Origin of the sequence: Staphylococcus equorum (genome assembly GCF_001747895.1) — a bacterium.
GTDB classification, from domain to species: Bacteria; Bacillota; Bacilli; order Staphylococcales; family Staphylococcaceae; genus Staphylococcus; species Staphylococcus equorum_A.
The window spans coordinates 92531-107316 of record NZ_LNNB01000029.1 but is presented as its reverse complement, the minus strand read 5'-3'; the positions used below and the strand labels follow the sequence as shown (position 1 = coordinate 107316).

The 14786-nt window shown below is 31.2% G+C and carries 22 protein-coding genes, 1 pseudogene and 1 riboswitch; of the genes and pseudogenes, 10 read left to right on the top strand and 13 right to left on the bottom strand.

All coding sequences use genetic code 11. The annotated features are described in order from the left end of the window. Positions 1-293: 293 nt before the first annotated feature. A pseudogene (locus AST02_RS14630) lies at positions 294-528 on the top strand (tyrosine-type recombinase/integrase); the annotation flags it as partial. 135 nt (positions 529-663) lie between these two features. Here the strand turns inward: AST02_RS14630 and AST02_RS11955 are convergent. From AST02_RS11955 to AST02_RS11925, 7 genes are all read right to left on the bottom strand, one after another. Beyond that, a complete protein-coding gene (locus AST02_RS11955; protein WP_069817965.1) occupies positions 664-1479 on the bottom strand; it encodes a MetQ/NlpA family ABC transporter substrate-binding protein in 816 nt (271 codons plus the stop codon). 24 nt (positions 1480-1503) lie between these two features. Then, a complete protein-coding gene (locus tag AST02_RS11950) occupies positions 1504-2199 on the bottom strand; it encodes a methionine ABC transporter permease (RefSeq protein WP_069817964.1) in 696 nt (231 codons plus the stop codon). Continuing rightward, a complete protein-coding gene (locus AST02_RS11945) occupies positions 2192-3217 on the bottom strand; it encodes a methionine ABC transporter ATP-binding protein (protein ID WP_069817963.1) in 1026 nt (341 codons plus the stop codon). The genes AST02_RS11950 and AST02_RS11945 overlap by 8 nt, the downstream gene beginning before the upstream one ends. An 85-nt stretch (positions 3218-3302) precedes the next feature. Next, positions 3303-3410, bottom strand: a riboswitch (SAM riboswitch). Positions 3411-3465: 55 nt separating this feature from the next. Continuing rightward, positions 3466-3765: a thioredoxin family protein gene (locus tag AST02_RS11940; RefSeq protein WP_021339857.1), complete on the bottom strand. Its 300-nt coding sequence runs from the start codon at positions 3763-3765 to the stop codon at positions 3466-3468. Continuing rightward, positions 3762-4154 carry a toprim domain-containing protein gene (locus tag AST02_RS11935; RefSeq protein WP_056935399.1) on the bottom strand — a complete coding sequence of 131 codons (393 nt, stop codon included), beginning with the start codon at positions 4152-4154 and terminating at the stop codon, positions 3762-3764. Before AST02_RS11935 ends, AST02_RS11940 begins: the two co-directional genes overlap by 4 nt. 304 nt (positions 4155-4458) lie before the next feature. Further along, on the bottom strand, positions 4459-4839 hold the full coding sequence (gcvH, locus tag AST02_RS11930) for a glycine cleavage system protein GcvH (protein WP_069817962.1): 381 nt from the start codon (positions 4837-4839) through the stop codon (positions 4459-4461). 169 nt (positions 4840-5008) lie between these two features. Then, positions 5009-5362: an arsenate reductase family protein gene (locus AST02_RS11925; RefSeq protein WP_069817961.1), complete on the bottom strand. Its 354-nt coding sequence runs from the start codon at positions 5360-5362 to the stop codon at positions 5009-5011. 144 nt (positions 5363-5506) lie between these two features. Between AST02_RS11925 and AST02_RS11920 the strand changes: the two genes are divergently transcribed. Continuing rightward, positions 5507-5827 (top strand): thioredoxin family protein, encoded by a 321-nt coding sequence (locus tag AST02_RS11920; RefSeq protein WP_002508192.1) that lies wholly within the window; start codon positions 5507-5509, stop codon positions 5825-5827. A gap of 150 nt (positions 5828-5977) precedes the next feature. Here AST02_RS11920 and AST02_RS11915 read toward each other — a convergent pair whose 3' ends face one another. Together AST02_RS11915 and aroD are read right to left on the bottom strand one after the other, a co-directional pair. Then, the gene (locus tag AST02_RS11915) at positions 5978-6517 is read right to left on the bottom strand and encodes a nitroreductase family protein (protein ID WP_069817960.1); all 540 of its coding nucleotides are present in this window, start codon (positions 6515-6517) and stop codon (positions 5978-5980) included. A gap of 66 nt (positions 6518-6583) precedes the next feature. Continuing rightward, a complete protein-coding gene (gene aroD / locus AST02_RS11910; RefSeq protein WP_069817959.1) occupies positions 6584-7303 on the bottom strand; it encodes a type I 3-dehydroquinate dehydratase in 720 nt (239 codons plus the stop codon). A 178-nt stretch (positions 7304-7481) separates the two neighbouring features. On the opposite strand from aroD, the gene AST02_RS11905 reads away from it, so the two are divergent. From AST02_RS11905 to AST02_RS11885, 6 genes are all read left to right on the top strand, one after another. Beyond that, a complete protein-coding gene (locus AST02_RS11905; RefSeq protein WP_002508195.1) occupies positions 7482-7907 on the top strand; it encodes an organic hydroperoxide resistance protein in 426 nt (141 codons plus the stop codon). Positions 7908-8397: 490 nt separating this feature from the next. Further along, entirely contained in the window at positions 8398-8934 is a 537-nt protein-coding gene (locus tag AST02_RS11900) for a GNAT family N-acetyltransferase (RefSeq protein WP_069817958.1), read from the top strand. A gap of 222 nt (positions 8935-9156) precedes the next feature. Next, positions 9157-9423, top strand: a complete 267-nt coding sequence (locus AST02_RS11895; RefSeq protein ID WP_069817957.1) for a hypothetical protein — start codon at positions 9157-9159, stop codon at positions 9421-9423. A 188-nt stretch (positions 9424-9611) separates the two neighbouring features. Further along, positions 9612-10907 carry a CitMHS family transporter gene (locus tag AST02_RS11890; RefSeq protein ID WP_069817956.1) on the top strand — a complete coding sequence of 432 codons (1296 nt, stop codon included), beginning with the start codon at positions 9612-9614 and terminating at the stop codon, positions 10905-10907. Between the two features lie 127 nt (positions 10908-11034). Next, positions 11035-11190, top strand: coding sequence for a hypothetical protein (locus AST02_RS14415; protein ID WP_176721525.1), 156 nt, complete (start codon positions 11035-11037; stop codon positions 11188-11190). A gap of 559 nt (positions 11191-11749) precedes the next feature. Continuing rightward, positions 11750-11986: a hypothetical protein gene (locus AST02_RS11885; RefSeq protein WP_002508200.1), complete on the top strand. Its 237-nt coding sequence runs from the start codon at positions 11750-11752 to the stop codon at positions 11984-11986. Positions 11987-12000: 14 nt separating this feature from the next. On the opposite strand, the gene AST02_RS11880 is transcribed toward AST02_RS11885, so the two are convergent. From AST02_RS11880 to AST02_RS11870, 3 genes are all read right to left on the bottom strand, one after another. Further along, entirely contained in the window at positions 12001-12216 is a 216-nt protein-coding gene (locus tag AST02_RS11880; RefSeq protein ID WP_069817955.1) for a sterile alpha motif-like domain-containing protein, read from the bottom strand. Between the two features lie 426 nt (positions 12217-12642). After that, a complete protein-coding gene (locus tag AST02_RS11875; RefSeq protein ID WP_069817954.1) occupies positions 12643-12849 on the bottom strand; it encodes a TM2 domain-containing protein in 207 nt (68 codons plus the stop codon). Positions 12850-12917: 68 nt separating this feature from the next. Beyond that, positions 12918-13412: a hypothetical protein gene (locus AST02_RS11870; protein WP_226957464.1), complete on the bottom strand. Its 495-nt coding sequence runs from the start codon at positions 13410-13412 to the stop codon at positions 12918-12920. A gap of 294 nt (positions 13413-13706) precedes the next feature. Here AST02_RS11870 and tsaT point away from each other — a divergent pair, with 294 nt between their 5' ends. After that, positions 13707-13889 carry a type II toxin-antitoxin system toxin TsaT gene (gene tsaT, locus AST02_RS11865; protein ID WP_057512784.1) on the top strand — a complete coding sequence of 61 codons (183 nt, stop codon included), beginning with the start codon at positions 13707-13709 and terminating at the stop codon, positions 13887-13889. Between the two features lie 151 nt (positions 13890-14040). Here the strand turns inward: tsaT and AST02_RS11860 are convergent, their stop codons facing one another. Further along, positions 14041-14250 carry a hypothetical protein gene (locus AST02_RS11860; protein ID WP_069817952.1) on the bottom strand — a complete coding sequence of 70 codons (210 nt, stop codon included), beginning with the start codon at positions 14248-14250 and terminating at the stop codon, positions 14041-14043. A gap of 171 nt (positions 14251-14421) precedes the next feature. Here AST02_RS11860 and AST02_RS11855 point away from each other — a divergent pair, with 171 nt between their 5' ends. Next, positions 14422-14670: a hypothetical protein gene (locus AST02_RS11855; protein WP_057512786.1), complete on the top strand. Its 249-nt coding sequence runs from the start codon at positions 14422-14424 to the stop codon at positions 14668-14670. Positions 14671-14786: the final 116 nt, after the last annotated feature.

Below are 14786 nucleotides of genomic sequence, written 5' to 3'. Positions count from 1 at the left end.
TATTATGGGTTTACTAGCTGCTATTGTATTAGGGATTATTTTCATACCTGTATACGCTTATTTTTGGGCTTTTATATTTCGTTGGGAAAATAATAGAAGAGTTAAGCGGAACGGCTTTACCCCCATGACTGATAAACAGTATTATTTACTTTTAATCGTACATGGAATATTTGCTACATTTCTAGTTATTTTTGCAATATACATAAGTTACTTTAAATGATGTATGCCCTATTTCATAATAATAACATCCCCTACACTCATATTCTCAACTTTAATTTTTATTATCGTATTAATTAAAAAACAAGAAAGTGTCAAAATGGAATGACAATTATTACCGAAATAGCAATTTTGTGTTCACGAATCACAAAGGCAATCCTATACAACTTAGACGCTTTTACATATTTTTAAGAACGACTGTTAAAGATGTATCTTCACAAATATTAAGTCATAGCCATATCTTTAAAAAGTGTTATAGAACAAATGGATAAAGATATGATGAACAAACTAGAGCAAGTAAAACTTGGTTAATGTGTCCAAATTTGGGCTTATTTTTTATGATTTATATTCGATAATTTGTATACGCTCCCCTTTTTCAATTCTTACAACCATAAAAAAAGAACCCTAAAACCGTTGTGGTTAAAGGATTCTTCATGAAATTTGATATTATTTTGCTGGTACGACCGCACCATCGTATTCTTTGTTGATATAGTCTTTAATTTCTTTAGATTGGAGTACATCAACTAGCGCTTTGATTTTCTCGTCATCTTTATGACCTTCTCTTACGCCAATTAAATTCGCATAAGGATTGTCTTTTGCTTTCTCTAGAACAATCGAATCATCTTTAGGGCTTAAATCTTGATCAATTGCAAAGTTTGAATTAATAATTACAGCATCAGCATCTTCGTTTTGATAAATTTTAGGTAGATACTCTGCAGATTGTTTATTATTAAATTTGATATCTTTTTTATTTTCTACAATATCATCAAACGTAGCGTCTTCTGTTTTAACGCCATCTTTTAATTTAATAAGCCCTTCATCTACGAAGAATTTTAAGAAACGTCCTTCTTCAGCTGGATTATTCGAAACGTATACGGTTGCACCTTTTGGTAAATCTTTTAAACTTTTATATTTTTTAGAGTATACTGCCATAGGCTCCAAGTGAACGTTTCCTGCTGATTCCACTTTATAGCCTTTGTCTTCCTTCTCAGTTTTTAAATATGGTGTATGTTGGAAGAAGTTCGCATCAATTTCACCTTTATCTAATAATTTATTCGGTGTTGTATAATCATTAATCGTTTTGATTTTTAATTTATAACCTTTATCTTCTAACAATGGTTCTGCTTTTTCTAATATTTCTGCGTGAGGTGCTGGTGAAGCTCCAACTGTAATTGTCTTATCTTTTTCATCTCCGCCACCGCCACAGGCTGCTAATAAAAGCGCTAAAGCTGCTACAGAAACTAAACTTAATATTTTTTTCATATAATAAAGTCCCCTTTTAAAAATTTATCGTTTATCTATTCTATTTGTAGACCAGTCACCAATAAATTGAATGATAAATACAATAATCAGTATTAAAACTGTTGATACAAATATGACGTCATTTTGATTTCGTGTGAAGCCAGTTAAATACGCTAAGTTACCTAAACCACCTGCACCAATTACACCCGCAACTGCTGTTGATCCAACTAAAGCAATTGCAGTAACTGTAATACCAGATATTAAAGCTGGCATTGCTTCTGGTAAAAGAACTTTTTTCACTACTGTCCATGTATTTGCACCCATTGACCAAGCCGCTTCGATTACACCTTTGTCGATTTCTTTAAATGCAATCTCTACTAATCTTGCATAGAACGGTGCAGCACTAATGATCAATGCTGGTAAAGCTCCAGTTGGTCCACTGATTGTTCCTAATATTAAACTTGTGAATGGAATCAACAAGAGTATGAGAATAATGAATGGTATCGCTCTGAATAAGTTTACGATAAATGAAACTACACTATAAAAGACTCTTGCAACTGGTGATTTACTTTTAGCTGATAAGAAGAGTAAAACACCTAAAATCAGTCCTAAAACAAAAGCAAATGCTGTTGCTATTACAGTCATATAAATAGTTTCATATGTTGCTAACCAAACTTCGTCCCAACTGATATTTGGCATAGTAACCATCTCACGGAGTATGTCACCAAACGAATTACCCATGCTTTAACACCTCCACTGAAACGTGTTGCGCTTCTAAATCGTTTTTGAACTTTTCTAATTTTTCTGAATTTACTGTTGGTAAATGTACTACTAAAAAGCCGATTGAACCATCTTTCGTATGTTTAATATTAGCTTCCAATATATTTACATCAATATTATGCGTCTTAGTTATGTATGATACTAACGGCTCCGTAGTATTGCTTCCTGTAAAATTCAAGCGAACTACATAATCATTTTCATTTAATGATATTAAATCTGTGATAGATTCATCAAAATCATCGTCTAAATCATCTTTAACAAAGCGTTTTGTTACTGCATGTTGTGGGTTTTCAAAGACAGTTGTAACCTCGCCTTGTTCAATTACACGGCCACTTTCCATAACAGCGACTTCATCGCAGATACGTCGAATGACATGCATTTCGTGTGTAATGATTACGATTGTTAAATTTCGTTCTTCTTTAATCTTTAATAATAATTCTAGAATTTCATCGGTCGTTTGAGGATCTAACGCACTTGTTGCTTCATCACAAAGCAATACAGTAGGTTCATTAGCTAATGCACGCGCAATACCGACACGTTGCTTTTGACCACCTGACAATTCCGATGGATATGCATTTTCTCTTCCTTTTAGTCCTACCAATTCCACTAATTCTAAAGCACGTTGCTTCGCTTCACGACGCGAAACACCAGCAATTTCTAGCGGGAATGTAATATTATTTAATACATTTCGTGACCACAGTAAATTAAAATGTTGAAAAATCATGCTCACTTTTTGACGTTTTTTTCTTAAATCTGATTTAGATAAATCACCAATCTTATCTCCATCAATAATTACGTCACCTGAAGTAGGTTGCTCGAGATTGTTCAAGAGTCTTACTAAAGTACTTTTTCCCGCTCCTGAAAAACCAACCACTCCAAAGATTGAGCCTGATTGAATGCTTAAATCAACATGATCTACAGCTAGTACGTCGTGTTTTTTTGTTTTGTACCTTTTGACTATTTGATTTAATTCAATCATCACACTTGCCTCCTTGTATTACACTATCAATTAAAAAATGCTTCCCCTTTTATTCAGTGAAGAAAAGAGAAAGCATTAATTGCTTCTCTCATCTCCCAAAGTTAATTATAACTTCATGTGAATTGGCACCATTTCTGATTCAGACGGTTGCCGGGCTTCAAAGGGCACATCCCTCCACCACTCTTGATAAGAGTATCATTTATTTAATTATTTTTAATCCTATCATCGCACTCATGTTTCGTCAATAACTATTTTAAATTTTCTAACAAATAAGGAACAGATTGAAATGCGTAAATTCTTTTCTGTTCTTTACCTTTAGACATCAGCATGAGCACAGGTACAGATTGTATTTCTTGCGCTTGGCTAAAATCAGGATGAAAATTCAAATCTATTTTTGTAATTGGTAGCTTCAAAATTTCATTTGCTATATCTAACATGCGTTCTGAAACTTTACAAGTTCCACACGTTGGTGTATAACCAAATATTAAATATTTTTCTTTTTCTTCATGTTCGTGCACATCTGCACGGTGTTCACTTGTTACATTCATGTTAATAAACTTACCCTTTCAGCTATATAATCTAATTTTGCTTTAGCTACTTTTTCTGCATCTTTTACAGAAAAACCATGTTTTCGCAGTACTCTGGATAAATATGGTTTAGGGCATCTAGCAACCTCACAATATTGTCTATCTATGCGTATATGTTTACTTTCACTGAGATATCGTTTGAACCATTTCCGTATCTTTTCACCTTCTTTATCTGAATCCACAAGAATATACACTTGTTTATCATATAAAGTTTCAACCATTTCATCGATTTTATCAATGCCCATAGTACCGTTCGTACATATGATATCAATTGGCTGATCAATAACTTGCTTTACCCGTTTCTTGTCTGACTTGCCTTCGACAATGATCACTTGGTTTAGTATCGTCATGACATCCACCCTCTAAATGTTGATAGTTGTTCAATCTACTTAGTTCTTCACAATACTTAGCGACTATAAACATAATTTACATATTCCTAATCTTATCTTATTATTGAAAATGATTTTTGTCATTTAAAGACATCTAATCAAATGTTCTTTTTCTTATATAATATCTGTTCTTTAGTTCTATTAAGCTTTGCTCTACTATAGTTCACTTTATACATGTTTATTTTTGACAAAAAGCATATAAAATAGATGTTCTTATTAAAAAAACCCCAAGATAATCAATATCATGGAGTTCGTACTTTATTTTTTATTCACCAATCATTTCTGAGTATTGCTCAGCAGATAATAATTCATCTAATTGACTTTGATCGCTTAATTCAACTTTTACCATCCATGCTTTATCGTATGGTGATTCATTTACGAATTCTGGGCTGTCTTCTAATTCTTCGTTAGACTCGACAACTTTCCCAGTAACAGGTGCGTAAAGTTCTGAAACTGTTTTTACCGATTCAACACTACCAAAAGTTTCACCTTCGTTAATGTCATCGTCGACTTCTGGTAATTCAACGAATACGATATCTCCTAATTCACCTTGAGCATATTCAGTTATACCAATTGTTACTGTATTGTCTTCAATTTTAACCCATTCATGTTCTTTAGAATATTTAAATTCACTCGGTACTGCCACAAGAATCCCCTCCTAAATGATTTTACATATTAATGATGCCATATGAAAAGCTTTCAAGCAACTATTTCTCGATAACATAATTCAATCAAATCTTTTTCATAGCAATAGATGAAGCGTTTACACAATCACTATTATAACCACTTATTTAATTATGAAATTAAAATTTATTTTATAACCAAGTTTCCTTATATTGGTCTTCTTTAAATCCAACTGTAACTTTATTTCCTGAAATAGCTAGTGGTCTTTTAACTAACATACCATTTGAAGCCAATAAATCTAACTTTTCATCATACGTTAAATCTTTCAACTTATCTTTCAATCCAAGCTCACGATATTTTGCGCCATGTGTGTTAAAGAGTTTGTTAACATCAATTTCTGTCGCTTCAATAATATCTTTAAACTCGTTTTTAGTAGGTGTATGTTGAACGATATCAATAGGTTCAAAACTAACACCATACTCCTGTAAGAACTTAGCGGCCTTCTTACAAGTTGTACAATTAGGATACTGGTAAAATTTTATCATTATGCTGTACCTCCTATGTCTAGTTAACACTAATATATCAAATTTCTACGTAAAACGCTCTTAATTTCAGGCTAATTTTTTTTATAATGGTTAATTGTCAGTTATAATAAGTCTAATAATATCTAAAAACAAAGGAGTTATACTATGCAACCAATAAATTCTACAGACAATTTTAAAGAAACAATACAAAGTGATAATCCTGTTATTGTTAAATTCGAAGCAGGCTGGTGTCCAGACTGTAAAGCTATGGATATGTGGATCGACCCAATCACTGAAAAATATAATGATTACCAATGGTTCACAGTAAACCGTGATGAATTAGAAGACGTAGCGTCTGACAATGATGTAATGGGTATTCCAAGCTTGTTAGTTTTCAAAAATGGAGAAAAATTAGCTCATTTACATTCAGCAAATGCAAAATCTCCAGAACAAGTTGAATCATTTTTAGCAGAAACATTCAAATAAATCATAAAGTGTTGCAGATGAAAATCTGAGACATACATTTCAAAGATAAATAAAGGCCGCATTGAATTCTAATTTCAATGCGGTCTTTATTTATCTCAACAGTCGTTTGAATGACTACTTACTCACTTTACTGCAATTTTTATATGACAGTTAAAATTTATCAATTATATTATTTACGTGACGTTCTCTATGCGGTACTTCATCTTCTAAATCAGTTAGATACAAAAAGCCAACTAAACTCTCATCATCTTTCACTCCAAATAACGCACGCATTTCAGGTTGAAATATATATGCTGGCGTTTTCCAACAGGTACCAATGCCAACTTCATGCAAAAGAAGCATTAAATTTTGAGTAAAAGCTCCGAATGCCATATAATTTTCTAAATTTTGTTTTTGTCTTGGATCTTCTTTTAAGACTAGCGCTAGCATGCCCCCAAGATTTGTAGCTACATTATAATGATCTTCTTGTTTTTTCTTCAGATTAGGAAAAGCAATTTCTGTAAGTTGTTTACTCATATCTCCTAATCTATCTTTAGCAATATGAACAACTCTCCACGGCTCTCTCAAACCGTGATTAGGTGCATCAGTAGCTTGTCGAATAGCTTGATATAAAGCTGTATCATCTATCTTCATATCTCTTTTGAACACTTTAATACTACGACGTTGTGCTATTGCATCTTGCAGTTCCATATAATATCGCCCTTTCACTATTGATAATTATTTTCAATTATAAGATAGGTCGCGATTATTTTCAAATTACTCATATAACTTTAATTGTTGTTTTAAGGCTTCAACATGAATTTGACCTGGTGCTTTAGGACTATCAAGACAGCCATACGTTACAGTGCCTCCAAATAACCCCTGTGCAGTTCTAGATATTAAACCTGATTTTGACATTGCAATACCAATCACTTGTTGAGGAACTGAATCAGACGTTTCTGACATCGCACTTAATAAATTCAGCACATCTTGTTTACCAAGAGGCATTACTGCAACTTTTAAGTAAGCTGGTCCAAGTTGGTGCATTTTAAAGTAAAGATGCTTTAAAGCTTCTAGTGCTGGTGTTTTTTTAAAGTCATGATAAGACAATACTACTTGGATTTGTTTGCTTTTAGATTGTTCAATTAAATCTATCAAAGGTTGTGTTGATTTCCCAGGTTCAAATTCAATATCAACTAAATCAACATGTGTTAAATTTATTATTTCAGCTAAGGCGTTCAAATATGCTTCATATGGTAATGTGCCCTCTCCACCTTGTGAAGAAGTACGATAAGTGACGAGTATCTTTTTCCCTAAATTTAAATTATAGATATTGTCTACTACTTTAGACACTTGGTTCACATCAAAATCCGCCCACTGATCTATTCTAAACTCAATGATTTCTATTGAATCTTGAAATTTGATTAAGTCTTCTATAGTAGATTGTGAAAGTTCTTTTTCTGGTGCTATCGTAACAGCTATATCAACTTCAGTCATTTTTAATACTTCCTTTATTTATTGAGATTAAAATAATTGTATAACAATTTTCAAAAATAAAACAATCAATATACATTAACTTATAAAATGGCAGTATTAATCAAAGAGTGAATTTTATATGATTTAAAAATTATTCTACGGGTATACAGTAATAGTAAGTCATTAAGGAGGTAATAAAATGGCAGTAAATTATGAAACTAAAGCAACAAATACAGGTGGCCGTAACGGACACGTTCAAACAGATGATAAAGCAATTGATGTAGCGGTTATTCCACCAGCACAAGCTGACGCTGAAAAAGGTACAAATCCTGAGCAATTATTCGCAGCAGGTTATGCTTCATGCTTTAACGGTGCATTCGATTTAATCTTAAAACAAAACAAAGTGAGAGATGCTGAACCAGAAGTAACTCTAACTGTGCGTTTAGAAGATGATCCAGATGCTGAAAGTCCTAAACTAAGCGTTTCAATTGATGCTAAAGTTAAAAGCGTATTATCTCAAGAAGACGCTGAAAAATATTTACAAGACGCGCACGAATTTTGTCCATATTCAAAAGCTACACGTGGCAACATTGACGTTGATTTAAACGTAGAAGTTGTTGACTAGTATTTAATATATAAAATTTAACCCCTAGACTCTATCTCGAGTCTGGGGGTTATTTTGTGCTTTGATGTTTCTGCCCTCTTATTTCTTGATGTCTTTAGTATTCTCTGTCTGGGTATTTAATTGTCATCATCACTAAATTGAGTGAAAAAATAAACAACTAAAATTGCAAAAGAAACCAGGATAAGTGCTGTCAGAGAAACAATAATTATAATTAATGCCTCCAAAAGTCTTGCCTCCACTTTAGTATATACCACTATATTATATCATAATCCGTCAAATCAATTTCAATTCATTAAAATTCAAATTTAATTTACAGAGAAAATTTATAGTGATGAATTTATTAATCATAGGAATTTTAAGTTAATTATATTTTTGACATAAGTAAATGGAAAAGTTGCCCAATCATTTCTTTTACTATAGTATTATAAACAAAATGTCAGAATATTAATTATTTTATTATATACACTTTGTACAGTTTAGGAGGCATTCAATGACAGATATACGTTACTTAACAAGTGAAGATTCATCTATTTATCGCGCTTTTTTATTAAAGGGCATCCACAAAGAACTTGAAGTATTTGCATGGAAATTGCAAAATGAAAAATGCTTAATTGAATTAAATATAGAAAAATTACTTTCTTCACAAACATCTGATTATGCAGTGCTTGGTGCCTTTGAACAAGATGAATTAGTTGGTGCAGCTACTTTAATTCACAGACAAAAATATAGCTTATCTCATAAAGCAATAATGGAAAACATGTGTGTCCAAGGTCTTGATGATGATTCAAGAGATCACATTTCTAAATTATTAATGCGTCATATTTTCCAAATATGCCATGACAAAGAAATAGAAATCTTATTAACTTCACTCATTTCAAATAACATTAGTGGAAAAGTATTTTTCAGCAACCTCAATTTTGATACACTCTTTTTAGAAGAACATGCTAGAAAATATGAGAACTATTACGTCGATGAACATTGGTTAATATATTACTTTAAAGGCAATGATTTAGAATTATTCAATTAAATTGTTGATACCTGTATATGAAATAATGTTATATTTATTTCATATTCACAATAGCTCTCTCTATGTAACAAAACCATCGAATTAAGGCAATTTTTCAAAAGTTTTCCTATAATGGCTTGCAATCAAAATCATTTAGAAATATTATTTTAATAAGTTATACTTACAATCAACATATGCACATTAAAAGACTATCTTTCCAATTTATAGAAAGGACTGAGCAAATTGAAATATGCTACTACTTTACTATCTTTGTTCTTATCATTAATTACTTTAGCTACACCTTTACTAGCTGTTAACAAAGTGATCGAAGGTGATATGGCAATATTAGCAGGCGCTTTATTTATCTTAGGTGTTTTCTTATTTAACTTATACGCTTGTATACGTGGCGATCGTGTAGCTAATATCTTTGCTATGTTCGTATCCATCTTCGCATTCATTCTAATGAGTTACCCAATGTGGAAAACATATGTAATGGGCTTTATAGGTTAGCTTCCTTCTTATACATAACTTCATCTTTTTTCTATCAAGTGCATCTATTGATTAATTTAAATTGATCAATAGATGCACTTTTATTTTAAAATTAATTTTTCTAAAAAAGTTTATATAAGTTTCTATTTTTCGTTTTACAAATCAAATGAAAGCGCTATAATTGGACAGATAGGGGGGGATTCAAAGATATGAATTTAGCTTTATTAGGTTTCATTATGATTATCGTTTTCTTGATATTAATCATGTCACGTAAAATGTCAGCATTAACAGCATTGATTGTTGTACCAACTGTTTTTGCTTTGATTGGTGGGTTCTACTCTGGTCTTGGCGAATATATGCTCAAAGGCATTGAAACAGTTGCACCAACAGGTATTATGCTCACGTTTGCCATTTTATATTTTGGAGTTATGATCGATGCTGGGTTATTCGAACCTGTCATTAATCGAATTATTAAAGTAGTTAAAGGGGATCCAGTTAAAATTGCAATGGGTACTGTTGTCTTAGCTTCAATGGTCGCGTTAGATGGCGATGGCACTACTACATTTATTATAACTGTAACTGCAATGATGCCATTATATAAAAAAATTGGCATGAGCTTATATACACTTTCAACCTTAGCACTACTATCAATTGGCGTTATGAACATGTTACCTTGGGGTGGCCCGACAGCACGAGCAATTTCATCTTTACAGGTTACCACTGAGGAAGTTTTCATACCTATTATTCCTGCAATGATTGCAGGTATCGTTTTTGCTTTTGCCGTAGCATACATATTAGGTAAACGTGCAAAAAAATACATTACTTCTAATACAAATATTGATTTAGATGATGTAAGACCTACAGATACGAAAGAAGAGTCATTATTAAAAAGACCTAAAATGCTCATACCAAACGCAATTTTAACAATTTCATTAATTGTTTGCCTTGTTATTGGACTGATGCCGATTCCGGTTATGTTCATGCTTTGGTTCGGTGTTGCAATAGTACTCAATTATCCAAACCTAAGTATTCAAAATTCAGTAATTAAAAAACATGCTGGTGATGTACTATCAGTAATAAGCCTTGTTTTTGCATCTGGTATCTTTACAGGTGTTATGGATGGGACACACATGGTTGATGAAATGGCGAATACATTAGTGCAAATTATTCCTGATGCTTTAGGAAATCACTTTGCTTTAATTACCGCCCTACTTAGTGGGCCATTCACTTACTTTATGGCTAATGACCCATTCTATTATGGCGTATTACCAATCCTTGCTGAATCAGCACAACAATTTGGTATATCTAAAGTAGATATGGCTAGAGCTTCAGTATTAGGACAACCACTTCATGTATTAAGTCCATTGTATGCTGCCGGTTACTTACTGGTTGGTATGCTCGATATTGAATATGGACAAAACCAACGTATTGTTATCAAATGGGCAATAGGATCTAGTTTATTTATGATTCTAGTCGCTTGTATCCTCGGTATTATACCTTGGTAGAATTATTTTTTTGACACGTATAACAACGTTTGAAATTAAAAGAGCCTGGGACATAAATATCCCATTCTCAAATTAAAAGCAGCAATCCATTAGAAACTAATAGATTGCTGCTTTTCTATGTTACAATATGACTCAACTAACACTACCAATGGAAACTGAAACTTTGATCCCTAACAATGATATCGCACATGCAGTTAATCAAATTATTAAAACAATTCCAGAAACAGAATTCTACGAATTCAATCACTTAAATGGTGCATCCTCTTATCACCCTAAAATGTAGATAAACCAATTGCTATCAAAGCATTTGGTTTATTTTTATATTTTTTCGTTGATATAATCTTTGTAATTAATTCATTTATCTTCATTAGTATCTATATTGGCCTTTATATAAGTTTAATCAATGAATAATCTATCGTTTTGTTTTTGTTTAAAAATGTCAGTGATTTGGGCTGACTCCTGCGGGAAAAGCACTAGCCAAAGACTACAGGCTGAGGCTGTGCCCGCGGAAAGCATGCACAAAAAGCTGCTCATAAAATCGTAAATTTTTTCAACGCTATGACTGGAAACACTCCTTTTGAGTGATTCCAGTTTTTTTATTTAGTAATATTTATATTTTTTGATTAACACACACTAAAAAGCGGGTATATAAAAAGAAAACGCATAACCCATTGCGTTACACGTCATCAAGCATTATTTATTAGAATTACTTGTTTATTAACTTTAAAATTATATGGCTACAAAATATGATTAAATTTCATTTATTTCACAATTATCGTTTCACCCATCTCATACATGGGTAAAACTTAATGTCGGATTTACAATATTAAGGAGTGTTATTTATGAATCAGCTCAAAGAGTGTAATTATATTAATCCTTCGAAAGTTTCACTTGATTGGGAATGCTTTGTCGTCAGTAAGACTGATATGGAATTAGATGGATTACCTAGAGAGCTTATTAATTCATGGATGGCTCAAAGTATACTTGAACCATTCTCTATTAGAAATAATGAAATTAATTTTAAAACAAAAGATATTAAAGATGCCTTAAACAAACAAAACTGGTATTACGAAACATAGAGTGCTAAATATATTTAAGCTATGCTTATATTATTAAGATATAAACTCAGCGCCCGTTTAGCAGAAGCTAACATTTCATGATCTATATAATTACTATAAAAATACGAGTTTAATTCATTATAGCCAGTTGCATCTTTAGGGAAATTATTATCCCTTTTAATTTTGTGAGCGAGTTGTCCAAGTGGTGTATCGTCTTCTATAAAACTAATTACAAAATCATAAAATGTCATAAGCATTACCTCGATTTTATATATTTTTAATCGTTACATGATTTACCATATCGTACTTTTGTCTAATCATATCAAATATAAAGTATTTGTCTACCACGACTCTTTTTATTATTTAAAAAATTAAAAAGAATTGTTGTTATAGCTATATTTAATTCGAAAATGTAAACTTTATAAAGTTTTTTTAATTTAAAGTAAACATAATAAACTGCCTGTAAAACTGCGTGTTTTGTAGGTGGTTTTTTAATTTAAACGATAAATAGCGATTTTTTATGATATGTCGTAACTTACAGTTAACACCCTTTTGTGTCCAGTAAACCCATATATTTTCGAACGAAAAATGGCTGTTAGATTTCCGTAGAATTCTAACAACCATTTAAAAAGTCTAGGACATAAATACACGTCTCAGATTCATTATATTTATAATACCTATACTAAAACATTACCGTTCTGATCAGCTGGTTTCAATAGTGTAAGGATAGCACCAATAATTGCTAATATTTGAGGAATACCTGTCCAACAAAATATTAAGTATAAAATCCCTACGCCTGTTTTTCTAGCGTAGAATTTATGAATACCAAAGCTACCTAGAAACACTGCTAATACAATGTAAATCACTTTATTTACTTCATTCATAGTTAAATCTCCTCGCTTATTTAATTTAATTTCATTATACATCAAACTACTTAATTAATTAAATAATATTAATTATGGTTATATAATAGTTCAAAATACGACCGCTCAATTGTCAAAATTTCACTATATTCATTTGGCATAATTTCATTACTTAACTCTATTAATTCAGTCAAAATATAGTCCATCAATTTAGCTTTTATTTTAGAATCACCAAAGTGTGCTTTCACTTGCTCAATCATTGTATTTTCTTCCATAAGTAATAATGCACGTCCATATACTTTATCAACTTTTCCCCGTTGAAAAGTCGGCATTAAATAATCAATAACTTTATCCATATTGTCAAATTCATCAAAGGCTACTTGTATATGCGAACTAAGTTTACCCGCTATTTCTTTGATACGTTCATCCTCTTGTTTGTTATCAGGCATTAGCTTATTTCGTATATAGTCTTTTTGTTTTATAATTTTGGCTTCAGTTTCATCATATTGTCGTTGATTATCAGAGAAATTCTTGGTCTTTAAACTATTAACTGCTTCTTTAGTTTCTTCTAAGTTCACATTCATATTTCCCAATATATAACCACCCCTTCCAGAAAATCGTTATTTAAATTGTATAGTATTATCTTTCCTAATTTTAACTTTTGAAACTTTTAATTAATCAAACGTTGTTCATCCATTTAATTGTGACTCAATATATTGTATATAAATATTTACACTATTGCTGTTAAGTATTTAGTGATAAACTGATAATGTTATAATAAAAAATTATATTTACTACATTTAAAATTACAAAAAGCAATAATATTATGTCTTAAATCATTGGCAATTTAACTTTTATATTAAAGGAGGTCTAGTGCTTTGAGTCTACATTTCATGATTATATTCTGGTTATCATTAGTTTTTCTAGTTTGTGGTATCGTGTTACTCATCACTTACAAAAACAAAAAGTCTCAGCAAGCTAAAGAATCATTACTTGGAGCAACATTTATGTTGATACTTTTAGGTGTCGCTGGTATTTTATGCTCAATTATATTCAGTTAATCAAATTAAGTCCTAATCACAACGCGAATAATCCTTTAAAGATTATTTTATGTCGTGGCCAGGACTTTTTAATTTCTCATAAAATTGTAAACCTAAATTACATGTACAATTACAAAACTAAATTTTCGATATAAATCGGATGTAATCGTAATTAATCAGTAAGAAAATGATAAATTGTTAACATAGCAATTCCTAAAACAAAAAAGTATATAAAGCGTTTATACGCTCTCCTTTTCTCATGACGAACCTCTTCACTTGAATGGTTAACATTTTCATGCAACCTCGTATTTATAAATAAAAATGGCATTGTTCCTAAAAATGCGAATACAAGACTTAATATTATTGCTATCAAAATATTCATAACATCACCTCTATTAAACAATTTCTTCAATATTCTTATTCCCTGTAATTAACATTTTAACTAAATGAGTCACATTTACTTTCAGTTGTGTTTAATACCATTTTCAGAAATATAGTTTATAATGTAAATTAAATAATAACTTTTGAAAAATAAAAATTAGGAGGGTTGATTTTGAAGTTAACATACTTACCTCAATGGGAGGTTATTAATCAAAGTCAGAAACAATTTGTAATACAGGAAGATGCCAATTCTATTTCATTAGTTAGTCCAATCAATGACTATGCAATGGGTATCTTAAGCCAAGTTCATTTTTCTATACAAAATGGTGAAGTGATTAGCACTACTGTAGAAAATAATAGTAAAAATCTAAAAATAGAAATTAATGAAACACAATCACAACTTAAAATCATCGACATTTAATTTTTAGGCCAAGCCCTTTCTACAATTTGTGTGAAATTTTATTTACAATATTGTAGAAAGGGTATTATATAAATAAGACAATTACGCATTAAAAATGTGTTGTGATATTTAAGTCG